This is a genomic window from Pseudoduganella rivuli, assembly GCF_009674485.1.
GTDB classification, from domain to species: Bacteria; Pseudomonadota; Gammaproteobacteria; order Burkholderiales; family Burkholderiaceae_D; genus Rugamonas; species Rugamonas rivuli_B.
Map to the genome: position 1 here is coordinate 31,186 of NZ_WKJJ01000031.1, position 26,006 is coordinate 57,191.

The 26,006-nt window shown below is 62.9% G+C and carries 24 protein-coding genes; 16 read left to right on the plus strand and 8 right to left on the minus strand.

All coding sequences use genetic code 11. The features are described 5' to 3' along the window. The 3 genes from GJ700_RS32115 to GJ700_RS32125 all read left to right on the plus strand — a co-directional run bounded on the left by GJ700_RS32115 (position 1) and on the right by GJ700_RS32125 (position 3,527). Positions 1–933 (plus strand): electron transfer flavoprotein subunit alpha/FixB family protein, encoded by a 933-nt coding sequence (locus tag GJ700_RS32115; protein ID WP_154381805.1) that lies wholly within the window; start codon positions 1–3, stop codon positions 931–933. Between the two features lie 100 nt (positions 934–1,033). Then, positions 1,034–2,824 (plus strand): acyl-CoA dehydrogenase, encoded by a 1,791-nt coding sequence (locus GJ700_RS32120; protein WP_154381807.1) that lies wholly within the window; start codon positions 1,034–1,036, stop codon positions 2,822–2,824. Positions 2,825–2,906: 82 nt separating this feature from the next. Continuing rightward, positions 2,907–3,527, plus strand: coding sequence for a LysE family translocator (locus tag GJ700_RS32125; protein ID WP_154381809.1), 621 nt, complete (start codon positions 2,907–2,909; stop codon positions 3,525–3,527). On the opposite strand, the gene GJ700_RS32130 is transcribed toward GJ700_RS32125, so the two are convergent. Then, positions 3,524–4,519: a proline dehydrogenase family protein gene (locus GJ700_RS32130; protein ID WP_371868229.1), complete on the minus strand. Its 996-nt coding sequence runs from the start codon at positions 4,517–4,519 to the stop codon at positions 3,524–3,526. The genes GJ700_RS32125 and GJ700_RS32130 overlap by 4 nt on opposite strands. Before the next feature lie 102 nt (positions 4,520–4,621). On the opposite strand from GJ700_RS32130, the gene GJ700_RS32135 reads away from it, so the two are divergent. Next, positions 4,622–5,524 carry a helix-turn-helix domain-containing protein gene (locus GJ700_RS32135; protein WP_154381811.1) on the plus strand — a complete coding sequence of 301 codons (903 nt, stop codon included), beginning with the start codon at positions 4,622–4,624 and terminating at the stop codon, positions 5,522–5,524. A 3-nt stretch (positions 5,525–5,527) separates the two neighbouring features. Here the strand turns inward: GJ700_RS32135 and GJ700_RS32140 are convergent, their stop codons facing one another. Continuing rightward, positions 5,528–6,121: an outer membrane lipoprotein gene (locus GJ700_RS32140; RefSeq protein WP_154381813.1), complete on the minus strand. Its 594-nt coding sequence runs from the start codon at positions 6,119–6,121 to the stop codon at positions 5,528–5,530. A 93-nt stretch (positions 6,122–6,214) separates the two neighbouring features. After that, a complete protein-coding gene (locus tag GJ700_RS32145) occupies positions 6,215–6,634 on the minus strand; it encodes a hypothetical protein (protein ID WP_154381815.1) in 420 nt (139 codons plus the stop codon). Positions 6,635–6,846: 212 nt separating this feature from the next. Here GJ700_RS32145 and rpsP point away from each other — a divergent pair, with 212 nt between their 5' ends. The 7 genes from rpsP (at position 6,847) to GJ700_RS32180 (ending at position 11,265) form a co-directional block, all read left to right on the plus strand. After that, complete coding sequence (rpsP, locus tag GJ700_RS32150) at positions 6,847–7,095, plus strand: 30S ribosomal protein S16 (RefSeq protein ID WP_154381817.1); 249 nt, start codon at positions 6,847–6,849, stop codon at positions 7,093–7,095. Between the two features lie 15 nt (positions 7,096–7,110). Continuing rightward, complete coding sequence (rimM, locus tag GJ700_RS32155; RefSeq protein ID WP_154381880.1) at positions 7,111–7,659, plus strand: ribosome maturation factor RimM; 549 nt, start codon at positions 7,111–7,113, stop codon at positions 7,657–7,659. Positions 7,660–7,670: 11 nt separating this feature from the next. Continuing rightward, entirely contained in the window at positions 7,671–8,432 is a 762-nt protein-coding gene (trmD, locus tag GJ700_RS32160) for a tRNA (guanosine(37)-N1)-methyltransferase TrmD (protein ID WP_154381819.1), read from the plus strand. Positions 8,433–8,513: 81 nt separating this feature from the next. Beyond that, positions 8,514–8,900: a 50S ribosomal protein L19 gene (gene rplS / locus GJ700_RS32165; protein ID WP_154381821.1), complete on the plus strand. Its 387-nt coding sequence runs from the start codon at positions 8,514–8,516 to the stop codon at positions 8,898–8,900. An 80-nt stretch (positions 8,901–8,980) separates the two neighbouring features. Continuing rightward, positions 8,981–9,646 (plus strand): CoA pyrophosphatase, encoded by a 666-nt coding sequence (locus GJ700_RS32170; RefSeq protein ID WP_154381823.1) that lies wholly within the window; start codon positions 8,981–8,983, stop codon positions 9,644–9,646. Between the two features lie 87 nt (positions 9,647–9,733). Beyond that, on the plus strand, positions 9,734–10,693 hold the full coding sequence (locus GJ700_RS32175; RefSeq protein WP_154381825.1) for a CobD/CbiB family protein: 960 nt from the start codon (positions 9,734–9,736) through the stop codon (positions 10,691–10,693). A 233-nt stretch (positions 10,694–10,926) separates the two neighbouring features. Further along, positions 10,927–11,265, plus strand: coding sequence for a DUF3579 domain-containing protein (locus GJ700_RS32180; RefSeq protein ID WP_154381827.1), 339 nt, complete (start codon positions 10,927–10,929; stop codon positions 11,263–11,265). A 3-nt stretch (positions 11,266–11,268) separates the two neighbouring features. On the opposite strand, the gene GJ700_RS32185 is transcribed toward GJ700_RS32180, so the two are convergent. Then, positions 11,269–11,886 (minus strand): hypothetical protein, encoded by a 618-nt coding sequence (locus GJ700_RS32185; RefSeq protein WP_154381829.1) that lies wholly within the window; start codon positions 11,884–11,886, stop codon positions 11,269–11,271. 133 nt (positions 11,887–12,019) lie between these two features. Here GJ700_RS32185 and GJ700_RS32190 point away from each other — a divergent pair, with 133 nt between their 5' ends. Further along, a complete protein-coding gene (locus GJ700_RS32190; protein ID WP_154381831.1) occupies positions 12,020–14,728 on the plus strand; it encodes a M16 family metallopeptidase in 2,709 nt (902 codons plus the stop codon). Positions 14,729–14,775: 47 nt separating this feature from the next. Here the strand turns inward: GJ700_RS32190 and GJ700_RS32195 are convergent, their stop codons facing one another. Then, a complete protein-coding gene (locus tag GJ700_RS32195; protein WP_154381833.1) occupies positions 14,776–15,516 on the minus strand; it encodes a GntR family transcriptional regulator in 741 nt (246 codons plus the stop codon). A gap of 362 nt (positions 15,517–15,878) precedes the next feature. On the opposite strand from GJ700_RS32195, the gene GJ700_RS32200 reads away from it, so the two are divergent. The 4 genes from GJ700_RS32200 to GJ700_RS32215 all read left to right on the plus strand — a co-directional run bounded on the left by GJ700_RS32200 (position 15,879) and on the right by GJ700_RS32215 (position 21,991). Continuing rightward, entirely contained in the window at positions 15,879–18,530 is a 2,652-nt protein-coding gene (locus GJ700_RS32200) for a TonB-dependent receptor (RefSeq protein ID WP_154381834.1), read from the plus strand. 70 nt (positions 18,531–18,600) lie between these two features. Next, positions 18,601–19,626, plus strand: a complete 1,026-nt coding sequence (locus tag GJ700_RS32205) for a glycoside hydrolase family 18 protein (RefSeq protein WP_154381836.1) — start codon at positions 18,601–18,603, stop codon at positions 19,624–19,626. Continuing rightward, positions 19,623–20,801: an acyltransferase family protein gene (locus tag GJ700_RS32210; protein ID WP_154381838.1), complete on the plus strand. Its 1,179-nt coding sequence runs from the start codon at positions 19,623–19,625 to the stop codon at positions 20,799–20,801. Before GJ700_RS32205 ends, GJ700_RS32210 begins: the two co-directional genes overlap by 4 nt. A 2-nt stretch (positions 20,802–20,803) precedes the next feature. Beyond that, complete coding sequence (locus GJ700_RS32215; RefSeq protein WP_154381840.1) at positions 20,804–21,991, plus strand: DUF5009 domain-containing protein; 1,188 nt, start codon at positions 20,804–20,806, stop codon at positions 21,989–21,991. A 152-nt stretch (positions 21,992–22,143) separates the two neighbouring features. On the opposite strand, the gene GJ700_RS32220 is transcribed toward GJ700_RS32215, so the two are convergent. From GJ700_RS32220 to GJ700_RS32230, 3 genes are all read right to left on the minus strand, one after another. Continuing rightward, positions 22,144–23,451 (minus strand): tetratricopeptide repeat protein, encoded by a 1,308-nt coding sequence (locus tag GJ700_RS32220; protein ID WP_154381842.1) that lies wholly within the window; start codon positions 23,449–23,451, stop codon positions 22,144–22,146. Between the two features lie 95 nt (positions 23,452–23,546). After that, positions 23,547–24,674: an ABC transporter ATP-binding protein gene (locus GJ700_RS32225; protein ID WP_154381844.1), complete on the minus strand. Its 1,128-nt coding sequence runs from the start codon at positions 24,672–24,674 to the stop codon at positions 23,547–23,549. A 2-nt stretch (positions 24,675–24,676) separates the two neighbouring features. Further along, complete coding sequence (locus tag GJ700_RS32230; RefSeq protein WP_154381846.1) at positions 24,677–25,993, minus strand: MFS transporter; 1,317 nt, start codon at positions 25,991–25,993, stop codon at positions 24,677–24,679. Positions 25,994–26,006 lie beyond the last annotated feature (13 nt).

Consider the following 26,006-nt stretch of genomic DNA (forward strand, 5'->3'; position numbering starts at 1 on the left):
ATGGTCGCATTAGTTATCGCAGAACACGACAACGCCAGCCTGAAGGCTAGCACCCACCACACCGTTACCGCGGCTGCCCAGTGCGGCGGCGACGTTCACGTGCTGGTCGCAGGCAGCAATGCCGGCGCCGCCGTGGAAGCGGCCAAGCAAATCGCCGGCGTGACCAAAGTGCTGGTCGCCGAAGGCGCGCACTTCGCGGACGGCCTGGCGGAAAACGTCGCCGAGCAGGTGCTGGCCGTTGCCGGTTCGTACTCGCACATCCTGGCCCCGGCCACCGCGTACGGCAAGAACATCCTGCCACGCGTTGCCGCCAAGCTGGACGTGGCGCAAATTTCGGAAATCACCAAAGTCGACAGCCCGGACACGTTCGAGCGTCCGATCTACGCCGGCAACGCGATCGCCACCGTGCAATCGTCGGACAAGGTCAAAGTCATCACCGTGCGTACCACCGGTTTTGACGCCGCTGCCGCCACCGGTGGCGCCGCTGCTGTCGAGAGCCTGTCGGCTGTCGCCGACTCCGGCAAGTCCGCATTCGTTGGCCGTGAACTGGCCAAGTCGGACCGTCCGGAACTGACCGCCGCCAAGATCATCGTTTCCGGTGGCCGCGGCATGGGTTCGGGCGACGCGTTCAAGATCCTGGAACCGCTGGCGGACAAGCTGAACGCCGCCATGGGCGCATCGCGCGCCGCAGTCGACGCCGGCTTCGTGCCGAACGACTGGCAGGTTGGCCAGACCGGCAAGATCGTCGCGCCACAGCTGTACATCGCCGTGGGTATTTCGGGCGCGATCCAGCACTTGGCTGGTATGAAAGATTCGAAAACCATCGTGGCCATCAACAAGGATCCGGAAGCGCCGATCTTCTCCGTTGCCGACTATGGCATCGTGGGCGATCTGTTCGAAGTGGTTCCTGAGCTGGTCAAAGAACTGGGCTGATCGCTGAAGAGATCAACCGAGCCACGCGGGCAGTAATCAGCCGCGTGGCTTTTTTTCCGCCCTAGAATAAATTAGACATCACACGTCCTTGGAGAAAGACATGGCCTATCAAGCCCCTATGAAAGACATGCTGTTCGTGATGAACGAACTGGCCAACCTGGAAGGCGTGAGCCAATTGCCGGGCTGCGAAGACGCGACGCCGGAGACGGCTGAAGCCGTGCTGGAAGAAAACGCGAAATTCGTCACCGGCATGGTCGCCCCGCTGAACCACGCTGCCGACAAGGAGCCCAGCTTCTGGAAAGACGGCACGGTCACCACCTCCAAGGGCTTCAAGGAAGCATTCAAGCAATTCGCGGAAGGCGGCTGGCAAGGCTTGCAGCACCCGACGGATTTCGGCGGCCAGGGCTTGCCGAAACTGGTGGGCACGCCATGCGTGGAAATGCTGCACGGCGCCAACCTGTCGTTCGCACTGGTCGGCCTGCTGTCCGACGGCGCCATCGAAGCGCTGCTGACGGCCGGCAGCGATGAACAGAAAGCCACTTACCTGGAACCGCTGGTGACCGGCAAATGGACCGGCACCATGAACCTGACGGAGCCGCAAGCCGGTTCCGACCTGGCCGCCGTGCGTTCGCGCGCCGTGCCGCAGGGTGATGGCACCTACAAAGTGTTCGGCACCAAGATCTTCATCACCTACGGTGAGCACGACATGGCGGAAAACATCGTGCACCTGGTGCTGGCCCGCACGCCGGACGCACCGGAAGGCGTGAAGGGGATTTCGCTGTTCATCGTGCCGAAGTTCATGGTCAACGCGGATGGTACGCCAGGCGCGCGCAATGATGTGCAGTGCGTATCGATCGAACACAAGCTGGGCATCAAGGCCAGCCCGACCTGCGTGCTGCAATTCGGCGACAACGGCGGCGCCATCGGCACCCTGGTGGGCGAAGAAAACCGCGGCCTGGAATACATGTTCATCATGATGAACGCGGCCCGCTTCGGCGTGGGCATGCAGGGTATCGGCCTGTCGGAAAACGCGTACCAGCAGGCGGTGACGTTTGCCAAGGACCGTGTACAGTCGCGCGACGTGGCGGGTTCGGCCGGCCCGGTCGCCATCATCAACCACCCCGACGTGCGCCGCCTGCTGATGAACATGCGTTCGCAGACGGAAGCTGCCCGTGCGCTGGCTTACGTGGGCGCATCGCTGTACGACGCCGCGCACCATGCCGCCGACGCGGGTGTGCGCGCGGAAAACCAGGCCGTGTATGAATACCTGGTGCCGGTCATCAAGGGCTGGTCGACGGAAATGTCGCAAGACGTGACCCGTGACGGTGTGCAGGTGCACGGCGGCATGGGCTTCATCGAGGAAACCGGCGCGGCGCAGCACTTCCGCGACGCGAAGATCCTGACCATCTACGAAGGCACGACGGCAATCCAGGCCAACGACCTGGTGGGCCGCAAGACCGTGCGCGATGGCGGTAAAGTCGCCAAGGGCCTGATCGCGCAAGTGCGCGCGACGGCGGCGCAACTGGCCGAAGTGCAGGGCGATGCGTTTGCCGCGATCGCCAAGCAACTGGTGCAGGGCGCGGCCGACCTGGAAGCGGTGGTGGAATACGTGGTTGCCAACACCAAGTCCAATCCGCGCGCCGTGTTTGCCGGCAGCGTGCCGTACCTGAAGCTGGCCGGCTTGGTGCTGGGCGGCTGGCAGATGGGCCGCGCCGCGCTGGTGTCGCAACAGAAACTGTCCGCCGGCGATGGCGACAAGGCTTTCTACGAAGCGAAAATCGTCACGGCCCGCTTCTTCGCGGACCACTTCGTCAGCCAGTCGTCGGGCATCCGCTTGTCGATCGTCGAAGGCAGCGCCGGCACGCTGGCGCTGGACGTCGACCTGTTCTAAGCACCGCCATGGCGTAACGCGAAGGCGGCCTGCGGGCCGCTTTCGCGGGATACAATGGGGGTTCTGCTGAAAGGATGCCGCCATGGATTACGCCACGCTTGCCTTGTTCATTCCTGCCTGCTTTGCGCTGAATATGGCGCCGGGGCCCAATAACCTGCTGTCGATCAGCAATGCCACGCGTTATGGCTTTCAGCGCGCCTGCCTGGCGGGAACCGGGCGGTTGCTGGCATTTGCCGGGATGATTGCGCTGGCGTCAGCGGGCTTGGCCGTGGTGCTGCATACGTCCGAGCTGCTGTTTTATGCGATCAAGACCCTGGGCGCGGCGTACCTGCTGTACCTGGCATACCAGCTGTGGCGCGCGGCGCCGGGTGGCAATGACGAGGTGGCCGCGCCGCCCGTGCCGCTGTGGCAACTGGCGCGCCAGGAATTCCTGGTCGCTGCGGGCAACCCGAAAGCCATCCTGATCTTCACGGCGTTCCTGCCGCAATTCGTCGACCCCGCGCAACCGATGACGCTGCAATTCACGGTGCTGGGCGCCCTGTTCCTGGCGCTGGAAATGGCGGCCATCGCCATCTATGCGTGGATGGGCACCCGGCTGAAGCGCTGGTTTGCGCAACCGCGCGGCAAGCGCATCTTCAATCGCGCCTGCGCCGGGCTGCTGGCATCGGCCGGCATCGGCCTGATGCTGTCGCGCCGCGTTTAGCGGGGACCCAGCACGTCCGTGATGGCCTGGTACACCCGCACCGGTTCCTCGGCAATCCGGTTCAGGACATACAGGAAGTGCTCTTCGCCAAACACCGCGTATTCGCGCGTGGCGTATCCCTGCGCGCGCAACGCGGCCACCTGTTCCGTGCCCAGGCCGTCCAGCGACTCGAATTCGTACCGTCCCGGCGCGATGCCGTCCTGCGCGATCAATGCCGTCACGTCGTGCTGGATCGCCCGGTCATGCGTGGCGATCGAACACAAATGGCCGGAGCGCAGCAGGGTGGCCGCATAAGAACGGTAGGCTTGCGCCAGTTCCGGGCTGTTGCGCGGGTAGGAGACGCTGTCGGGTTCCTGAAACGCCCCTTTCACGAGACGGATGCGGCCGGGGATTTCCATCAGGCGCGGCAAGTCTTGCGCGCTGCGGTGGCGCCGCGCCGGCATCGTGATGCCGACGTTGGCGTAGCCGTCGCCATGCAGCCGCGCATACAGGCGGTAAATGGCGTCCGTGCGGTCGAAGTTTTCCATCGAAATCATCGCTTCGCGTCCGGAGCCTGCAGCCGCCTGCACCAGGCGGCGCGCATTGCGGTAGCCCAGTTCCTCGTCAACCAGCAAGCCCAGGTGCGACAGGTCGAACGAGATCGAGCAATCGTGGCCAGCCGCATCCAGCGCCCGCACCAGGTCCAGGAACACGTCCGTCTCGGCATTCGCCAGCGCTTCGTCATGCACGCTTTCGCCCATGTATTCGGCGGACGCCTTGTGGCCCGCCGCCTGGATTTGCGCGACGCGGCGGACCGCATCGGCCACCGTGCGGCCGGCCACGTAGCGTTGCGATACCTTGTGCATGTATGCCTGCAAGACGGGATCGCTGCAAAAGCGCTCCTTGGCATGCTGGTCCAGCGCCAGCGTGCGCAACGCGGTGGCGGCCTGGTCGACAATGGGTTGCCATGCGGCGGGAAAAGAGGGGATGGCAGGAGTGGAAAGCGAGGGCACGGCAGGTCCTTTCAACGTCAGTGGGTGACGGCCATCTTGCCGCGCCTGGCCGCGTGGCGCTTGTCTGAAATTGCTGATCCCGTGCTAAAGTGGATATCGATCATGCGACACGATATCACTCCGTCAAATAACGCGCCGCATATGGCGGCCAGTGTGTTCGCCGGCTTGTCCGCGACCGGACTGGCGCCGTTGCGCCGGATCGAGCTGGGCGACGGCATGTCGCTGGCGCTGTGGCGGCGCGCGACGACCGGGCTGGAAATCGCCTATGAACAGCCGGGTCACCACACGCTCGCGTATTACTTGCGGGCCGGCAGCGGCACGCGGCGGCAGGGCGACAACAGCGCCTTGCGCGATGGCGACATCTGCAGCCTGCCCGACCGTCACGTGTCGCACTGGCTGGTGCGCGGCGAACTGACTTTCCTGCACCTGTATTTCACCCCGCAGCAAATCGAACGCCGCGCCGTGCTGGAACTCGATTGCGAACCGCGCGCCGCACAATTGCACGACCGGCGCTATGTCGAAGCGGAGAGGCTGGCGCACCTGTGCCAGTCGCTGATGGCCGAACCGGGGCACGATCCCGATGGCCTGCTGCGCGCGAACACGCTGGCGCATGAAGCGCTCAGCGCCTTGCTGCACGCGCAGGGCAGGGGCGTCGGCGATGCCCAATGGCGCGGCGGCCTGCCGCCGTACCTGCGGCGCCGGCTGGCCGATTACATCGAAGCGCACCTGGACCAGCCGCTGTCCCTGGGCGCGCTGGCCGCGCAAGCGTGCCTGTCCGAATTCCACTTCCTGCGCGTGTTCCGCGCCTCGTTCGGCATGCCGCCCCATGCGTGGATTGCCATGCGCCGCATCGAGCGGGCGCGGCAACTGCTGCGCGGCACGGATTGCACCATGCAGCGCGTGGCGGACGATTGCGGTTACGGGGATCTGGCCCACTTCAGCCGGCGCTTCCGGCAAGCGGTGGGATGCGCGCCGACCCGTTACCGGGCGGCGCTCAGGGGATGACGCTTAACGGCGCACCACGGTGTGGTTGGTTTCCTTCACCAGGTCGCCGTTGGCGAAGCCAGGATCCTTGGCAAACGTGAAGTCGCCCTGCGTGCCGTTGTCGAACTGCACTTTTACATGCCACTGCTTGGTGGTCTTCATGTGTTCTTCGACCTTGTTGCCGGCATAGGCGCCGCCCGCCGCGCCGGCAATGGTGGCCAGCTTCTTGCCGCTGCCGCCGCCGACCTGGTTGCCCAGCAGGGCGCCCGCCACGCCGCCGGCGATCACGCCGACCGCGCTGCCTTCGCCTTTTTTCTCGACCACGTTGACGCCCACCACGCGGCCGCACTCGTTGCAGGCGACGGCTTTCGGGTTGGCGGCATTCAGGTGGGACTTGGCGGCAGCCAGCGCCTTGTCGTATTCGGCTTTCGCGTCGCGCTGGCATTGCATGCGCGCGCCGGAATCCTTTTCTTCGCTGCACAGCTTCTTGTCTTCCGCATAGCGTGCGGCAGCTTTCTTGGTGTCGGCCGCGTAGACTTCCTTGGCGGTCGGCTGGGCAAGCGCGCCGGCGGACAGGCCGGCCAGCATCAGCGACAGGGTGAGGGTGCGAATGTTCATGGTGTTCTTCTCCGGTAACTGGTGGTCAACGCAGTATAGCGTTGACCAATAGCCGCACGGAAATGAAATGGCAACGAATTGCAACAGAGAAATTCAGCCGTAAGCGCCGCCCGTGTACAGCAAATCGAACAGGCGTGAAATCGTGGCGATCAGGCCGGTGGCACCCACCATCATGGTTGCGACCAGGATCACGGCCAGCGGCCAGCGCGCGTTCGACTGCTTGCCCGAATGCGGGTTGTAGCGCGCATCCCACTTGTCGTCCGGCGTCAGTCCCAGCACCAGCGCTTCCAGGAAGCCGATCAGGATCGAGATGAACAGCGGCAGCAGCTTGAAGTAGATGTCGGCCTGCGGCGCGACCGCCATCACGATGCCGACGCAGGCAATGCTGGCCGTGTGCAGCAAGCCGCCCATGTCGCCCCAGCCTTTCAAATAATAGCGGTGGACGCCGGCGCCCCCCAGCAGGGCGGCGAGCAGGGTGGCGAAAGTCTTGTTCTTGTGTGGAGCAAAGGACATGGTGGCTGGCGGAGCTGAAAAACCGCAGTATCGGGCAAAACGCGGCCGCCGCACAGCATTTTTTCGCTATAAATGCTTGTCCTTGCGTTCATAGTAGGGGATAATCTTTGATTGCCCCAAACCCATCCTTGTCAACATCAGCTTGATGCACGGAGAGAAAGCACGCTATAATCTGCGGCTTTTTCCGTCTCAGCACATTTTTTGGAAATATTATGGTCGTTATTCGTTTAGCTCGTGGTGGCGCCAAAAAGCGCCCGTTCTACAACATCGTTGCAACCGATTCGCGTAACCGTCGCGACGGCCGCTTCATCGAGCGCATTGGTTTCTACAACCCAATGGCTTCCGGCGCAGCTGAAGGCTTCCGCATCACCGAAGACCGTCTGGCCCACTGGACCAGCGTTGGCGCGCAACTGTCGCCAGCCGTGGCACGCCTGGTTGCTGCCAACAAAAAAGCAGCTTAATACTGCTTGACCGGTTTGGCTGACGTGAAGGCATCCGGGGTGCAAATCCCCGACGACCTGGTGCAAGTAGGCTTTGTCTACGGCGCCTACGGTATCACTGGCGGAATCCGGGTACGCCCGTTTTCCGAAGAAGCGGATGCCTTGCTGCACGCTAAAACCTGGTGGCTGGATAAACCCGGCCTGCATGAAGTCGACGTGCGCCGCGCCAAGCTGCATGGCGGCGACGTCGTCACCACGATCGTGGATGTCAGCGACAGGAATGTTGCGGAAGCGCTCAAAGGCGCCGCCGTCTACATCCGCCGCTCGGATTTCCCGGTCCTGGAAGAAGACGAGTTTTACTGGTCCGATCTGATCGGGCTGGCTGTAGAAAACCTGCAAGGCGCAAGCCTGGGCGTCGTCGCCGACATGATGAGCAACGGCCCGCAGTCGATACTGCGTGTCGCGCCAGTCGTGCCTGACGGTGAAACCGCGCCGGAACGCCTGATTCCGTTTGTTGACCAGTTCATCATCAAGGTGGACCAGGAAGCAAAGAAAATCACGGTGGACTGGGGCCTGGATTACTAACCGGGGACGTCATGCAATTCGATGTTGTGACGCTGTTCCCGGAAATGTTCGCTGCGCTGACGCAATCGGGTGTGACCCGCCGCGCGCACGAACAGGGCAAGTGGAGCCTGTCGCTGTGGAATCCCCGTGATTTCACGACCGACAATCACCGCACCGTGGATGATCGCCCCTATGGCGGCGGCCCCGGCATGGTGATGCTGGCCAAACCGCTGGAATTGACCATCGCTGCCGCGAAGCAGCGCCAGGTCGATGCCGGGTTGCCGGCGCCCCGCGTGGTGTTCATGTCGCCGCAAGGCAAACAGCTGACGCACGAAAAAGTGGTGCAGCTGAAAGCCGAACCGGGCCTGGTGGTGCTGTGCGGCCGCTATGAAGCAGTGGACCAGCGTTTGCTGGACCGCTGCGTCGACGAGGAAATCAGCCTGGGCGACTTCGTGTTGTCCGGCGGCGAATTGCCGGCCATGGCGCTGATGGATGCCGTGGTGCGCCTGATACCGGGCGTGCTGAACACCGATGCCTCCGCCGTTGAAGACAGCTTCGTCAACGGCTTGCTGGATTCGCCGCATTACACGCGGCCTGAAACGTATGAAGGCGTGACCGTGCCGCCCGTGCTGTTGGGCGGTAACCATGCCGAGATCGTCAAGTGGCGCCGCCAGCGCATGCTGGAGGCCACCAGCCGGAAACGGCCGGACTTGCTGGTCAAGGCGCGCGCAGCAGGTTTGCTGACGCGCCAGGATGAAAAGTTTTTGGCGGATTTAGAAAAATCCGCTATGTAGCAGGCTTCACGCCTGCTTGTTTAACCCCATCCTCTACCGGGCGATGTGCGCGCCGGCAAGATGGTCATTGGAGTCATTTAAATGAACCTGATTCAACAACTCGAGCAAGAAGAAATCGCTCGCCTGGGCAAAAACATTCCTGAGTTTGCACCTGGCGACACCGTGGTCGTTAACGTGAACGTAGTCGAAGGCACCCGCAAGCGCGCCCAGGCTTACGAAGGCGTTGTGATCTCCCGTCGTAACCGTGGCCTGAACTCGAACTTCATCGTTCGTAAAATCTCGTCCGGCGAAGGCGTTGAGCGTACCTTCCAGCTGTACTCCCCGCTGATCGCTTCGATCGAAGTGAAACGCCGTGGTGACGTACGTCGCGCCAAGCTGTACTACCTGCGCGACCGTTCGGGCAAATCCGCACGTATCAAGGAAAAACTGCCAAACCGCCGTCCAGCAGCGGCAAAAGCAGACGCGTAATCGCGTTCTGGGTTTGGGGGAAAGGGGCGCCTGGGTGGCGCCCCTTTTTTGCTTATAGCACATGATAACGCGAGGCAGCCTTGGCCAAATTAGCATTCGACCCGCAGCAGTTACCGATAGAAGCCATCGCCGGCGAAGCCGCCGTCGCGCTGGAGCGCCTGGCGCCTGACTGGCTGCGCGCGCGCTTCGCGCAACCGCCCGAGTGGACGCCGGAAGCGGCCGATGAGGCGCAGATGTCACGCAAGGCGCAGCCGACGCCGGCAGCCGTGCTGATACCGCTGGTGGCGCGCGAGGACGGACTGCATGTCTTGCTGACGCAGCGCACCGCGCACCTGACGGACCACGCCGGCCAGATCAGCTTCCCGGGCGGCCGTGCGGAAGATTTCGATGACGGCCCGGTCGACACGGCGCTGCGCGAATCGGAAGAGGAAATCGGCCTGGCGCGCAGCCACGTGGACGTGCTGGGAACCTTGCCCGTGTATTACACCGGCACCGGCTATGCCGTGACGCCCGTGGTGGCGCTGGTGCATCCGCCGTTCGAACTGACGGCCGACCCGCACGAAGTGGCGGAAATCTTCGAGGTGCCGCTGTCGTTCCTGATGGATGGATTGAACCACCAGCGCATCCTGGCGGAGCTGGCCGATATCCGCCGCCGCTTTTACGCGATGCCGTACCAGGGCTATTACATCTGGGGCGCGACGGCCGGCATGCTGCGCAACCTGTTCCACTTCCTGCGCGCGGAATAAGCAGGGACGGCCTTTAGTGTTTGATTCCGGCGGGGCTGTGCGTTATCGTAGCGGGCATTAAGTAGCCGCGTAAATTAAGGACCACTGATGACATTTCTTTCCATTCTGTGTGCACTGCTGCTGGAGCAGATGAAACCGCTCCGTGCGGATAATCCCATCTATGCCGAGATCAAGTCGCTGGCAGTGCGCATGGAAGCGTGGTTCAACGCGGGGCACGCCAGCCACGGCCGCATGGGCTGGTTCCTGATGATGGCTGCGCTGGTGGGACCGACCGCCATCATTTACTGGGTGCTGCTGTACTACAAGCTGGTGCTGGTGGCATTTGGCTGGAACGTGCTGATGGTGTACCTGACCCTGGGCTTCCGCCATTACAGCCACTATTTCACGTCGATCCAGCTGGCGCTGAATGCGGGCGACGAATCGGCGGCCCGCACGCTGCTGGCCGAATGGACCAAGACCGATACGGTCGGCATGGAAGCGGGCGAGATTGCCCGCATTGCCGTGGAAAAGGCGCTGATCACCACGCACCGCAGCGTGTTCGGCGTGTTCTTCTGGTTCCTGATGCCCTTGGGCCCTGCCGGCGCCGTGCTGTACCGCGTTTCCGAATATTTGTCGCGCGCGTGGAATGAGCCGGAACACATGCGCAACGAAGCATTTGGCGAATTTGCCGCCAGGGCGTTTTACTGGATCGACTGGATTCCCGTGCGCCTGACGGCCGTCGCGTTTGCCGTGGTCGGCAACTTTGAAGATGCGATTTACGCGTGGCGCAATTTCGCGCACCGCTGGTCCGACGAAGCGCGCGGCATCATCCTTGCCGCCGGCGGCGGCGCCATGGGCGTGCGCCTCGGCACGCCGCAGGAAACCGCGGCCCGCGTGCTGCCTGCCGATGCCGCCACGGTCGACAGCGGCGACATGGAAGGCGAGGCGCTGCCGGGCGAAGAGCCGGGCGTGCGTTCGCTGCAATCGACGGTAGGCCTGGTGTGGCGCGCGCTGGTGCTGTGGATGCTGTTGCTGCTGTTGTTGTCGGGCGCGGTCTGGCTCAGCTGAGCTCCACTCCCTTCCGATGCCGGCGCGGGCCGCTTGTCCGCGCCGCGCCACATTCCTTCCACTGAAAGAAAACCGATACTCTGCCAGAGTTACAATAGCAGCTTTGGCGGAGCTGCTTCCCTGTTACAGCCCGTCAATGCGGCTTTCAAATCAAGTACTTACTCGCTTAGGTCTTCTATAAGATATAATACCTAAGATTTTTCACGCACCCCCTGGTTTCCAGCGAGTCCCATATGGCCGAGTCAGCGCAACCCACGAAAGAACGGGCCAAAGAGTTCTTTATCCTAGGTCTCACAGCGGATGGAAAACAATTCCGTCCCAGCGATTGGGCAGAACGCCTGTGCGGCGTCATGTCCTGCTTCCGTCCCGAAGGCAGCGGCGGGCCGAACGCCCACCTGCAATATTCGCCGCTGGTGCGGCCCACTGTCGTCAATAACACCAAAGCCGTCGTGGTCAGCCACGAATTGCGCGAAGTGGAGCCGATGGCGTACCACTTCGTCGTCAACTTCGCGAAAGATAACGGCTTGCAGCTCGTCGATGCCTGCTTCCTGCCGATGCCGGGCGATCGCTAGAAGCTAACCGCGCGGCGGCAACGGCTGCTGCGCCATGCAGTGCACCAGTTTGCCGACAAAGCGGTCGCGCAGCGATGCATATTCGGCATAGTTGCGGAATTCGCGCATCGCGGGCGGCTGCGCCAGGATATACGCGGTGCCGATCACGCCGGACTCCTGGTGCGCGAAACTGTAAAAGCTCAGCGGGCCGCCGCCATCGATGCCGGCCTGGTTCAGCGCCATCACTTCCACGCCATCCTGGCGCGTCACTTCCAGCGGATTCGCACCTTCGCCGCGCGTATCGGAAAACATTTCCATGTAAGCCAGCACGGCCGCCCGGTCTTGCTCGAACTGGCCATCGGCGGACTTTTCCACCTTCAGGTTGACCAGCGGCGCGCGGCTGTCCTTGTGCAGCATGAGGCGGTAGCCGTCGACCGTCGACACTTTGGCGGCGCCATTGCGGGTCTGCACTTCGCGGAACTGCTTGTTGGCCGGCAGGCGCGCGCTGGAGGCGACGCGGAATTCGCCGTCGTCGAAACAGTGGGCCAGGCCGCCCAGGGGATCGGTCGCGCGTTCCTGGGCCATGGCGGGCGCCATGGCGATTGCAGTTCCCATTGCCAGCAGCGCTAACAGTCGTTTCATGCAGGTTGTTCAAAATGAATGAAGCCAGCAGTATAGACGCCGGAACCTGCCTGAAAATGCGCGCTTTGTCACACCGGCAAGTTGGCGTACGATAGCGACTCCCTTAGCGTTTCCTCAATATTGACTTGCGCCCATGACCCGACTTCCCGCTCTCCGCCTGTTGCCGCTGCTGTGCAGCCTGACTTTGCTGCCGCCCGCCCTTGCCCAATCCTTGCCGGCCGGCGTTACCAAAGGCCCGTCCGTCGAAGGCATCACGGAATACCGCTTGCCGAACGGCTTGAAAGTGCTGCTGTTCCCGGATGCATCCAAGCCCACCGTCACGGTCAACGTCACCTACCTGGTGGGATCGCGCCATGAGAATTACGGCGAAACCGGCATGGCGCACTTGCTGGAACACCTGATGTTCAAAGGCTCACCGAAGAACCGCAACATCCCGCAGCAGTTTTCCGAGCGGGGCATGGATTTCAACGGCACCACGTCATATGACCGCACCAATTACTACGAAGTGTTCCAGGCGGGCGGCGACAACCTGAAGTGGGCGCTGGAGATGGAAGCGGACCGCATGACGCGTTCGTACATCGCCAAGAAAGACCTGGATTCGGAAATGACGGTGGTGCGCAACGAATACGAGAGCGGCGAAAACAGCCCGTTCGAAGTGCTGCTGAAGCGCATGCAAAGCGTGGCGTATGACTGGCACAGCTATGGCCGTTCCACCATCGGCAACCGCAGCGACATCGAGAACGTCAAGATCGACAACCTGCAGGCGTTTTACCGCACCTACTACCAGCCGGACAACGCCGTGCTGCTGGTGGCCGGCAAATTCGACCCGGCGCAAACGCTGGCCTGGATCGGCAAAACCTTTGGCGCGATCCCGAAACCCAAGCGCAAGCTGCCGCCCTTCTGGACGGTGGAGCCGGTGCAGGATGGCGAGCGTTCGTTCATGGTGCGCCGCAAGGGTGACATGCAAGTGGTCTTATTGGGCTACAAGATTCCCGCCGCCCTGCATGCCGATGGCGATGCACTGGCCTTCATGTCGGAAATCATGGGCGACACGCCGAATGGCCGCCTGCACAAGGCGCTGGTGGAAACCGGCAAGGCGGCGCAAGTGTTCAGCTTTGGCCAGACCGGCTATGCGCCGGGCCTGCAACTGATCGGCGCCATCGTCAAGGCCGGCCAGCCGTTGGAACCGGTCAAGGAGGAATTGATCGCCGCCGTGGAAAGCTTTGCCACGACGCCGCCCACGGAAGATGAGATGGAGCGCGTGCGCCGCAACATCGGTAACAGCATCGAGAAGGCGCTGAACGATCCGCAAAAGGTGGGCGTGACGCTGTCGGAACAGGTCGCGCTGGGCGACTGGCGATTGCTGTTCCTGGGCCGCGACAGCCTGCCGAAAGTCACGAAGGAACAGGTCAGCAAGGTGGCCGCCACTTACCTGAAGCGCGACAACCGCACGGCGGGCCTGTTCGTGCCGGAAGATGCGCCGCAACGGGTGGAAATCACCACGGCGCCCACGGTGGAAGAAGTCATGAAGGGCTACCAGGGCAAGGCGGCGACGCTGCAATCCGAAGTGTTCGACCCCAGCCAGGCCAATATCCTGGCCCGCACCGAACTGGCGACGGTGGGTGGCCTGAAACTGGCGCTGCTGCCGAAGAAGAACCGTGGCGAGACCGTGTCCGTCAGCCTGCGCCTGCACTGGGGCGATGAAAAGAACCAGTTCGGCAAGGCGATGATCGCGGCCGCCACCGGCCAGATGCTGAACCGGGGCACCAGCAAATACACGCGCGCGCAACTGGCCGATGCGTGGGACAAGCTGAAGATGACGGGCTCGGTGTACCAGTTCGAGACCACGCGCGCCAACCTGGACCAGGCGCTGCGCCTGGCCGCGCACGTGCTGAAAGAGCCGACGTTCGACGCGGCGGAATTCGAGCAATTGCGCCAGCAATGGCTGGTGCAGCTGGAAGCGTCGCGCAGCGAACCGCAGGCCGTGGCGGCCAATGCGCTGGCGCAGCACTACGCCCACTATCCGAAAGGCGACGTGCGCACGCCGCTGACCATCGATGAACAGATCGCGCAAATCAAGGCCATGACGGTGGACGACCTGAAGGCGTACCACCGTGAATTCTATGGCGCGTCGCACGGTGAAATGGCGATCGTGGGCGACTTCGACAAGGCCGCCGCGCAGGCCGTGGTGGCGCAGGAGCTGGGCAACTGGCAGAGCAAGGCGTCCTATGCGCGCATTGTCGACAGTAATGTGCCGCACCCGCCGCTGGACCAGTTGCTCGATACGCCGGACAAGGAAAACGGCTTTTACACGGCGCGCATCGACCTCGACCTGAACTCGGAAGACGACGATTACCCCGCGCTGGAACTGGCCAATTACATCCTCGGCGACGGCGGCCTGAAGTCGCGCATCATGGACCGCATCCGCCAGAAGGATGGCCTGTCGTACGGCGGCGGTTCGTCGCTGGCCGTCAGCGATATCGACCGCGCCAGCCACCTGTCGGTGTCGGCCATCGCGGCGCCGCAAAACCTGAACAAGCTGAAGGCCGCGATCCGCGAAGAACTGGCCCGCGCGCTGAAGGATGGCTTTACCAAGGCGGAAGTGGACGGCGCCCGTTCCGGCATCCTGCAGCAGCGCCTGCAAAACCGGTCGCAGGATGGCGTGCTGGCGGCCGGCTGGACCACGTTCCTGTATTTGAACCGCACCTACGCATGGAGCAAGGCGTTTGAAGACAAGCTGAAGGCGCTGACGCCGGCGCAGGTCAATGCCGCCTTCCGCAAGGCGGTGGATTTGAACAAGCTGAATGTGGTGCTGGCGGGGGACAGCAAGAAAGCTAAATAGCCCTTCAATTCCGTAGGGCGGTTTCGCGTCGGCGAAGCCGCCATGCGTTACGGTGTACTCAGCTCCGCCACGAAGTCATACAGGTCGCCCCGGAAAATCGAGCGGCAAAATTCCACCGCCTGGCCGTCGCGCAAGAAGCCCAGCCGCTCGACGGCCAGTCCCGCATCGCCTTCCTTCGCTTGCAGCAGCTTGGCCTGTTCCGCGTTCAGCAACAGCGCCGACAGGCGCTGCAGCGCGCGTACCGGGCGCTTGCCCGCGTGTTCCAGCGCTTCATACATCGACACGCCCACCGCATCGAGCGAGGGCAGGGCGCTGGCGACGATGGTGGCGTATTCAATGCACATCGGGATCTCATCGGCATAGCGGATGCGGTTGAAGCGGAACACGGGCGCGCCCGGCGACAACCGCAGCCGCAGCGCTTCTTCCGGCGTCACCGTGCCTTCCGCCCGTTTCAGCCACACGCTGCGCGGCGTGCGTCCCCGCGCCCGCATGTCTTCCGAAAACGACGTCAGCTTGGCGAAGTTTTTCTCGATACGGGTATTGATGAAATTGCCGGAGCCGGGCCGCCGCACCAGCAAGCCTTCATCCACCAGGCCGTCGATGGCCTTGCGCACGGTGATGCGGGACACCGATAAATCCGCCGCCAGCTGGCGCTCGGCCGGCAACGCTTCGTCCGGCGCGAAGATCCGCTTGTCGATCGCTTCGCGCAGCGCGCGCTGCAATTGCTGGTACAGGGGCTGGCTGCTGGTCTCCGCCAGGTGCTGCATGATCTGGGCAAGCGTGGTCATGTAGTGGTCTCATTGTCGGACGTCCTCGGCGGGGACGACATCATTATATTTTTGCCTTCCGATAATACCAAAAAAAGACCGCGACAAAGCGGTTCGCATGCCACCACGCTACCGCTTAGAGGGAGATAGCGCTAACTTACTGAAAACTATGACGAAGTGGTCTGTGTTGGCACTACAACATGCGAAAAAAATACGGAAACTGGTAGTGTTCTGGTATTAGTTCAGGGTATATTGGCGTTCAATTGGTTTTGTTAGTGGTTGTAAAGAAGATCTGCAGGATGTCGCGGGGAGCGCGGCGGCCGGAATACGGATCTCGTTAATCTGACCGGGCTACTTTGGTAGCCCACATCAAGGGGGAGTACATGAAACGCAATCTGACGCCGATCGCCAGCGCGGTCGCTATCCTGATCACCAGCACCGCACTGACGGCGCACGCACAAGACGCCAGCAAAGCAGCGGACAACGTCGTGATCGTGACCGGTGTGCGCGCGGCACTGGCGCAATCGATCAACCAGAAGCGCAACGCCGAATCGCTGGTGGAAGTCATTACTGCGGAAGACGTGGGCAAGATGCCGGACAAGAGCGTCGCCGACTCGCTGCAGCGCGTACCGGGCGTATCGGTGGCGACTGCCGGCGGTACCGAAGGCGGTTTTGGTGAAAACGACCGCGTCAGCCTGAAAGGCACGCCGTCCAACCTGACCCTGACCACGCTGAACGGCCACACCGTGTCGTCCGGCGACTGGTATATCTCCAACATCACCAGCGGCGGCCGCTCGGTATCGTACTCGATGTTCCCGTCCGAGCTGATCGGCCGCGTGACTGTGCATAAGAGCGCGCAAGCCAACCTGACCGAAGGTGGCGCCGCCGGTACCGTCGATATCGAAACCCGCAAGCCGCTGAGCTTCAAGAAAAACCTGACCCTGATGGGTTCCGTGGAAGCCGCTTACGGCGACGCGGCCAAGAAGACCGACGCGCAGATCAGCGGCCTGGTCAACTGGAAAAATGACGAAGGCAACCTGGGCGTGCTGGTGCAAGCCTTCGATGAAAAGCGTTCGCTGCGCCGCCTGGGCCAGGAATTCCTGTGGTGGGACAAGCTGTCCGACGGCATGTCGCCGGCCTGGGTGAAAGCCAATCCGGAAGTGGACGGCAAATACCTGTCGATGCTGACCGGTTCCGCACTGTTCCAGCAACAGCGTGAGCGCAAGGGCGGCATGGTCGACGTGCAGGTGAAAGTCAACAATGACTTCACTTTCGACATCAGCGGCCTGTACACCAAACTCAGCGCGGACAACATCAACGCCAACTTCATGTTTTCGCCATACCAGGCGCTGACCAATAACTGGTCCGGCGTGGGCGCCGTGGTGCCATCGAAGTGGACCGTGACCGGCAACCAGATCACGTCGATCACGTTGCCGTCGACCTGCCCGGTGGCGGACTGCTCGAAAATGGGCCCGTCGGTACAGGACATCATCGCCCGTCCCGGCTCGTACAGCGATTCGAAATTCCTGAACCTGGACTGGAAATACCGCGCCAATGAAGCGCTGTCGTTCACCGGCCAGATCGGCACCACGCGCGGCACCGGCTATGCGCGCGACTATGGCTATGAAGCGTGGCTGGCTTATTCCGGCGCCACCATGACCATGCACGGCCTGGATGCGCCGGCCAACGTCACGATCGATAATTCCGGTACATTCAGCCCGCGCACCGGCGCCGACTTCTTCGGCGGCTGGGCCTCGGACACCACGGCCAAGGACAAGGAAACCTACGGCCAGATCGACGGCAACTGGAAAACGCCATGGGATGTGGTGCCGACCGTGCGCTTCGGCGTCCGCACCGCCAAGCATGACCGTGGCCTGACCTGGCTGCAGGGCGACGTGGCGGGAGCTGGCGCGCAACTGGCCAACCGTCCGACCGGCCTGACCAACTATCCGGCCAGCCCGCTGGCCAACGTGCTGGACAAGCCATGGACCTTCACCGCCGACTCGATGAAGGTCTGGGGCGACAAGTACGTGACGTTCGCCAGCCACTCGTACCAGAACGAATTCAAGATCGGTGAAAAGGCCAACGCCGTCTACGCGATGGGTGACCTGGCCGCCGGCAACTTCACCGGTAACTTCGGCGTGCGCTATGTGCAGACCGACATCGACGTCGACAACGCGTCGCCGAACACGGTCTGGAGCCCGGTACACACGTCCAACACGTACAAGGACATCCTGCCGAGCGTGAACTTGCGCACCGACCTGTCGAAAGACGTGGTGCTGCGTGCTTCCGCCAGCCGCACCATGGCCCGTCCTGACTTCGGCGCACTGGGTTCGCTGTCGCTGAACGACCTGACCCGTTCCGGCACCGGCGGCAACCCGAACCTGAAGCCGATTTATTCGAACAACGTGGAAGCCGGTGTCGAGTGGTACTTCATGCCGAAGTCGCTGCTGGCCGTGAACCTGTATGACATGCACCTGGGTTCGTACGTGACCTTCGGCGCGTCGACGCAGCAGTTCTTCAACCAGTCCGTGAAAGCCATCACGAACTACAACATGAGCTCCGCGCTGAATACCAAGGCCCGCGTGAAAGGCGTGGAGCTGCAGTACAGCCAGGACCTGGGTAACGGCTTCGGCGCCAGCGCGAACTACACGTACGCGGATGGCCAGGAAACCGGCAAGGCGCCAAAATCGGCTTGCGCGGACCTCGGTGACTGCAGCATGATCGGCACGTCGCGCAATTCGTACAACGTGTCCGCGTTCTATGAAAACAGCCGCTTCAGCGCCCGCCTGAACTACAGCTACCGCTCGGCGTTCCTGAATGGCCTGGACCGCAACAGCGCAATTTACCAGGATGCGGTGGGTACGGTATCGCTGGCGCTGAACTACAACATCAGCGACAACCTGACCCTGTCGTTCGAAGGCAAGGACTTGAACGATCCGCTGCTGAAGTCGTATGCAACCAGCAAAGACCAGCCACGCGCGTTCTACAAGAACGGCAAGCAATTCTTCCTGGGCCTGCGCGGCAAAATGTAAGTTTCCTTCAGCTTGACGCTGCATTTGGCAGGGCTTCCTCCGGGAGTCCTGCCTTTTTTTCGAGATATCCATGCGCTCAATTTCCACGCTCCTGCTGCTTGCCGCCCTGGCGCCGCAAGCTCATGCGGCAGAATTCCCCGCCTTCGTCTACAGTCCCTATAAACACCTGGCGATGTGGAACGATCCCGCCAACAACGTCATCACCGCCGCGCCCAATGGCGTGAAAACACCTTATATCGCCGATGGCGCATTGCCATTCGGCAAACAGCCGTTGACCTGGGCATTCGCCAGCGGCGAGTGCGGCGATGAGCATTGGGGCGGGCAGCCTGCGCAGGCCGTGGCCGACGCCAACGTGCCATCGTTTGCGAAGGCAGGGATCGGTTACATTATTTCCACGGGCGGGCAGGGCAACGTATTCACCTGCGCGACGGACGACGGCATGGAGCGCTTTATCCGCCGCTATGAATCGCCGCAGTTGATCGGTTTCGATTTCGACATCGAAGCGGAACAGACGCCTGAGCAGATCGCGTCGCTGGCGGACCGTATCGCGGTGGCGCAGAAACTGCGGCCGCACTTGCGCATGAGCTTTACCGTGCCGACGCTGGCGGCATCCGACGGCAGCCGCATCAGCCTGAATCCAACGGCGGAAGCCGTGCTGGCGGCCGTGCGCAAGGCCGGCATACAAAACTATGCACTGAACCTGATGGTGATGGATTACGGCCCCGCCGCGAAAAAAGCCTGCGTGGTGCACAAGGTGCGTGGCAAGGCCCGCTGCGACATGGGCGCCTCCGCATTGCAGGCGGCGCGCAACGTGCATGCAAAGTATGGCGTGCCGTATGAACAAATTGAATTGACGGCCATGATCGGTGTAAACGACGTGGTGGAAAATGTCTTCACCCTGCGCGACGCCCAGGCGGTGGCGCAAGGGGTATTGCGCATGAAACTGGCGGGGCTGCATTACTGGTCGCTGGACCGCGATACGCCATGCGGCAAGCCGGTGAAAGGCGCGGACGCCACGTGCAGCACGATGCCGGGTGTCCCCGCCGGCGCCTACCTGCGCGCGATGGCGCGCACGCTGGGCCAGGTGGCGCAATGACGTTGCGGGCGGTACCGGATACGGGCCATTCCGCCACCGCCAGGGCGGCCGCCGCGCGGCGCTACCCGTCGCTGGACGTGCTGCGCGGCCTGACTGTCGCGCTGATGATCATCGTGAACACGCCGGGCGACTGGAGCACCGTGTACGCGCCGCTGCTGCACGCGCAGTGGCACGGCTTCACGCCGACCGACTGGGTCTTTCCCACGTTCCTGTTCGTGGTCGGCAACGCGCTGAGTTTTGCGCTGCCCAAGTATGCGCAACTGGGCACGCGCGCCGTGCTGGCCAGGGTGGGCAAGCGCAGCGCCATCATGTTCGCGCTGGGTTTTTTACTGTTCTGGTTCCCGTTCGTGGCGCCGGACAGCGCGGGACACTGGGGCCTGATTTCCCTGTCCGGTGCGCGAATTCCCGGTGTCTTGCAGCGCATTGCCCTGTGCTTTGCGCTGGCGTCGCTGCTGCTGCATTTCGCGAAGGAGGCGGGGGCGTGGCTGTATTGCGTATTGGCGCTGCTCGGTTACTGGGCGGTACTGGCGCTGGGCGGCGATTTGACGATGGCCGGCAATGCGGCCGTGAAATTCGACTTGTGGCTGCTGGGCGGGCGCCATTTGTACCAGGGCGAAGGCATCCCGTTCGACCCGGAAGGACTGTTGGGCACGATACCCGCCACGGTCAACGTGATCGCCGGCTATTTCGCGGGGCGCCTGTTTGCCGACAAAGGCGCGACGTGGGAAACGCTGGCGCGCCTGATGCTGGCGGGCGTGGCGTGCATCGCCGTGGCGCTGTGCTGGGACCAGGTGCTGCCATTCAATAAAAAGCTGTGGACCAGTTCCTACGTGCTGCTGACGGTGGGGCTGGACTTGCTGGTGCTGCCGCTGATGATTTACCTGGTGGAGATGCGCGGCGACAGTACAGGCAGTGCAGGGCGGGGCTGGACGTACTTCTTTGAAGTGTTCGGCAAGAACACGCTGTTCATCTACCTGCTGTCGGAATTGGCGGTCGTGGTGCTGGTACGTACGCACATCGGCGGCCGCGATGCCTATGGGTGGCTGTACAGCGTGACGTTCCAGCCGCTGGCCGCGCCGCAGCTGGCGTCGCTGCTGTTTGCCGTGGCCTTCATGCTGGCGTGCTGGCTGGCCGGTTACTGGCTGGACCGGCGCAAAATCTATATCAAGGTATAGCCATGACGTCCGTCCCTTCGCAACGCCTGGTCAGCCTCGATGCATTCCGTGGTTTTGTGATCCTGGCCATGATCTGGGTGAATTACGTTGCCGGCATGCCGGGCATCCCCTACTGGCTGGAACATGCGGGACCGCGGGCCGATGGCATCACCTTGCCGGACCTGGTGTTCCCCGCCTTCCTGTTCATGGCCGGCATGGCCATTCCGCTGGCCTTGCGGCGCGACGCGCCGGATGGCTTGACGTTGCCGCTGCTGGGCCGTCTGCTGTGGCGCGCGGTCAGCCTGATGGTGGCCGGTGTCGTCATGGCCGAAGCGTGGCGCTATGACGATGGGGCCGCGCTGCTGCCCCGCGCGCTGTACTTCACGCTGTTTTATGGTGCGATGCTGCTGTTGTGGCGCCAGGCGGGCGGGCGTGGCTGGCCGTTCTGGCTGGGCGCCGCGCTGATGGCGGCGTTGCCGCTGCTATATCGCGGCAAGGCGGATGGCGATGCCGGTTCGGTCTACCTGCAGCACAGCTGGTGGGGCATCCTCGGCATGATCGGCTGGGCATACCTGGTGTGCGGCGTGCTGTACCTGGCCGTGCGGGGACAGGATGCCGCATTGTGGGGCTGCCTGCTGTCGCTGCTGGCGCTGTACGCGGGTGGCACCGATGGCTGGCTGCCGCTGCCCGCGCCGCTGGACGGCTTCGTCAATATCCCGCAAGTGCTGGGCTCCACGTCGGCCAACATGATGGCGGGCGTGCTGGCGGGGCGGATACTGCTGGCGTCATCGGCGGTAGCGCCGCAACGCGCCATCGCGCCGCTGGCTGCCCTGGCGCTGGTCCTGTTCGCGGGCGGCCTGTTGCTGCGCCCCTTTTACGGTATCAATAAGATCCATGCGACCGCGCCGTACACGCTGGTCTGCGCAGGCGTCACGCTGGCGCTGTTCGTGCTGTTTTACTGGCTGTGCGACGTGCTGGGCTGGCGCGGCTGGTGCGCCTGGCTGTTGCCGGCGGGCGGCAATGCACTGCTCGCGTATATCGCGCCGGACGTGTGGGAGCAACTGGCGGCGCTGTTGCACGTGCCGAGGTTCTGGTGGCCGCTGTGGCAGCAGGGCGGGGCGGCGGGGTTGGTGAATGCGGCGGTGCTGGCGCTGGTGATGGTTGCCGTTACTGCGCTGGCGACCCGGTTTGGCTTGAAATTACGAATGTAGCGGTGAATCCGCCATGCATGCGTCGACGTAACGCAAGCATGGCGGCAATCCGGAGGATTACCGCCCTGCGGATTCGGATGCCATGGGCGTAAAAAAGCCGCCACGTGCATATGGCACCGTGGCGGCTTTTTGCGAGGCGCAAGCCTCAGGGATTACTTGGCGGCGGCTGCCGGGGCAACAGGCGCGGTGCGGTTCGCCCACATGGTCCAGTAGCGAGCCAGGTCGCCGCGGCCGTCGGCCGGGTTCACGGTGGCCAGGACTTTCGTGGCTTCTTCCTTCTTGCCGGCCATGGCGTAGGCATAGCCCAGGCGCAGTTTGGCGTCTTCAGGGAACTTCGCGATGCCCTTGGCGATACCTTTTTGCATCAGGTCCAGGCCCTTGTCGTACTGGCCCATCGTCACGTACACGTAACCCAGGTTGACCAGGCCCACGCCGTCTTTCGACTTGGTGGCGGCGGCGATACCGCTGTCGATGTTTTTTGCATCGTCAGCCGCGCCCTTGTTGGCCTTGTCGCGCAGCGCCTTGTGCTTGGCGGCGTCAGGACCGGTGCCCAGGGAACCTTGTTCGAAACCGGCATCCATCGCGGCCTTGGCTTCCGTGAAGAAGCCGCCCAGCACGTCCAGGTCGGCCAGGTCATACAGGTCGTCGCCTTCCAGTTTCGGCAGCACGGCTTTCTTCAGGCGCAGCATGTCCAGGTCCATGCGCATGTTGTAGCCATCCTTGCCGCGGGTGCGGTTCAGCAGTTCGTTCCAGTTCGCTTCGGTCGGGTAGTACTTGACGAACAGTTCCAGCGCGGACATGTACGTCACCATGTCCTTGCCCTGGGCCGCCGCGCTTTGCAGCAGTTTCAGTTCGTCGACAGTCGGCGGCTGGCCGGCCGCTTCGTGGGCCGCGATATCTTTCTTCGTCTCGGTTTTCACGGCGGCGAAGTCATTTTTCAGGTACAGCGAGCGCAGGATTTGCAGGCGCGTCTTGTTCGCGTCGCCCGACTCCGTGCTGTAGCGGGTGTACCAGGTGATGGCCTTGTCGTAGTTCTTTTGCTGGAAGTACGTATTGCCGGCCGCTTCGATGAAGTTCAGCTTGTCGCGCTGCGACATGCGGCCGGAATCGATCATGGCTTCCAGCGCCGGCAGCAGCATGGCCGTGTCTTCGCTGGCCGAACCCACGCGCACGCGCGCATCGTTGAGGATGAAGGTTTCAAACGGGGTCAGGTTCGGCAGGGCTGCGCCCTGGTTGATGCGGTTTTTGATTTCCGCATAGTTCTTTGCGGCCATCAGTTCCTTGACCTGGTTCGGGTCAATCAGCTTGTACAGTTCAGGACGGATAGTTTCCTGTTTTGCCGCTTCCGGCGCTTTTTCTTCAGCGGCCAGTACGGGAGACATGCCAAGCACGGCCGGCGCAAAGTTCAGGCCGAGAACGGCTGCGAGCAGGCTGGTACGTGCGAAACGGAACTTGGTCATCGAGGTTACCCTTCATTCAGTCGAAAACAAACAGATATTGTCCCACAAAATAGCAGTTATGCTGAAATGTGGCGTGCGCAGGATTGTAACGTCTGTTACGCCGCGCAGGTGGACAGTTCAGGGGCGGGAACAGTGTTACCGTTTGTATCAAACAGCAGGCAGCGCGGCGGCGGCAGGCGCAATTTTGCCCGGCTGCCGGGCGCCGGCGGCGCCTGTTCCGACAGGTAGCGCACGGCCACCATGTCGTCCACGCCGGCCATGCTGACGTAGACAATCGCCTGGTCGCCAAGGAATTCCACGTGGCCCACTTGCACCGGCAGCAGGCCGGCATCTTCCGCGTCGTCCGGCAGCAATGCCGCATGTTCCGGCCGCACCCCGAGCGTGAAACGCGTGCCGCGCGCCACGTCGCCACCGCCGGCCGCCACTTCCACGATATCGCCGGACGGCAGGCGCACGGCGATAAAGTCCGGCGCGCTGGCCACCGCCTCCACTTGCAGGAAATTCATTTTCGGCGATCCCAGGAACCCGGCTACGAACAGGTTGGCGGGCCGGTGGTACAAGTCCAGCGGCGTGCCCACCTGTTCGATGCGGCCGCCGGAAAACACGACGATGCGGTCGCCCAGGGTCATCGCTTCCACCTGGTCGTGCGTCACGTAGATCATCGTCGTGCCCAGTTCCTGGTGCAGGCGGCTCAGCTCCACCCGCATTTGCACACGGAGGCTGGCGTCCAGGTTGGACAGCGGTTCATCAAACAGGAACACGTCCGGCTTGCGCACGATGGCACGCCCAATGGCGACGCGCTGGCGCTGGCCGCCCGACAAGTCTTTCGGCTTGCGCTGCAAATACGGCGTCAGTTGCAGCGTGGCGGCCACGCGCTCGACGGCCGCGCGGATGTCGGCCGGCTTGTGGCCCGCCAGCTTCAGCGCGAACGCCATGTTGTCGAACACCGTCATGTGCGGATACAGCGCGTACGACTGGAACACCATGGCGATGCCCCGCTCGCTGGGCGCGACATCGTTGGCCAGCCTGCCGCCGATCCGCAGCTCGCCGGCCGTGATGGATTCCAGTCCCGCGATCATGCGCAGCAGGGTGGATTTGCCGCAGCCGGACGGGCCGACGAACACGACAAATTCGCCATCCCTGATATCGAGGTCGACGCCATGGATGACGGTGTGCTTGTCGTCATAGCGCTTGACGACGCCGTGCAGTGAAACGGCAGCCATGGTCAGCCCGCCTCCGGTACAGGATGGCCGGATTCACCGGCATCGCCATTCTTCGCGTGCGGCTGCAGCGCTTCCATCGGGATGAATTGCGACATCACGGTGACAGGAATCGCGGCCAGCAGCACCCACAGGAAGAATTGCTGGTACCCCAGCGCGACCTGGACATCGCCGCTGATCCAGCGGAACAGCACGAAGCCCAGCTGCATGATGCCGGTGGAAAACGCGTAATGGGCCGTCTGGAATTTGCCCGGCGCCACCACCTGCATCATGTACAGGATCACGCCGACAAAGCCAAAGCCATAGCCGAACATTTCAACGCTGAGCGCAATGCCGATCAAGGTCAGGTCCGACGGCAGCGCGTGCGACAGGTAATAAAACACCAGGTTCGGCAAGTTCATCGCGAGGATCAGGAACAGGATCGCGCGCTTCAGGCTCAGCCACGACGTGAAATAGCCGCCCGCGATCGAACCGATGATGAAGGCGATGGTGCCGCTGGTGCCATACACGGCGCCCACTTCCGCCGTGGTCAGTCCCAGCCCGCCCTTGTCCAGCGCTTCGCGCAGGAACAGGGGACCGATGGTCTGCACCTGCGCTTCGCCGGCGCGGAACAGGATGATGAAGATGATGGAAACCCAGATGCCAGGCTTGCGGAAATAATCGACGATCACTTCGCGCAAGGTGCGGGCCACGCCGGCCACCGTGTGGTCCGCCAGGCGCGCATTGGGGCTGACGGGCAGCGCCCACGCGTTATAGCCGCCCAGCACGCACATGGTCAGGCCCAGGATGCCGAAGATGACGGTCCATGCGGAAGTGACGCCCTGGGTCTTTTCCAGGTAGCCGGCCAGCATCAGCAAGCCGCCCTGCGCCAGGAAGCGGCCCGCGTTGAAGAAGGTGCCGGTCCAGCCTGCGTATTGCGCCTGTTCTTTCTTGGTCAGCGATGCGATATACAGGCCGTCGCACGAAATGTCGTGCGTGGCCGAAGCGACCGACACGAGGAACAGCACGGCAATGCTGGCGCTGAGCCAGAACGGGAATTGCAGCGCCAGCGCCACCAGGCCCAGGCACACGCCGCCCAGCAATTGCAGGCTGACGATCACCAGCTTCTTGCTCGACGCCAGTTCCAGGAAGGGACTCCACAACGGCTTGAAGATCCATGCGGCGCCGAGGAACGCCAGCCAGTGCGTAATCTCGTCGTTCGACATGTTCATGCTCTTCATCATCTGGCCAAAAACCAGAGCGATGGCGAAGTAGGGCAAGCCCTGCGCCAGGTACAGCGACGGGATCCACTTCAGCGGAATGTTGCGGCGTGCGGCTTCCATGTTGTTCTCCTTG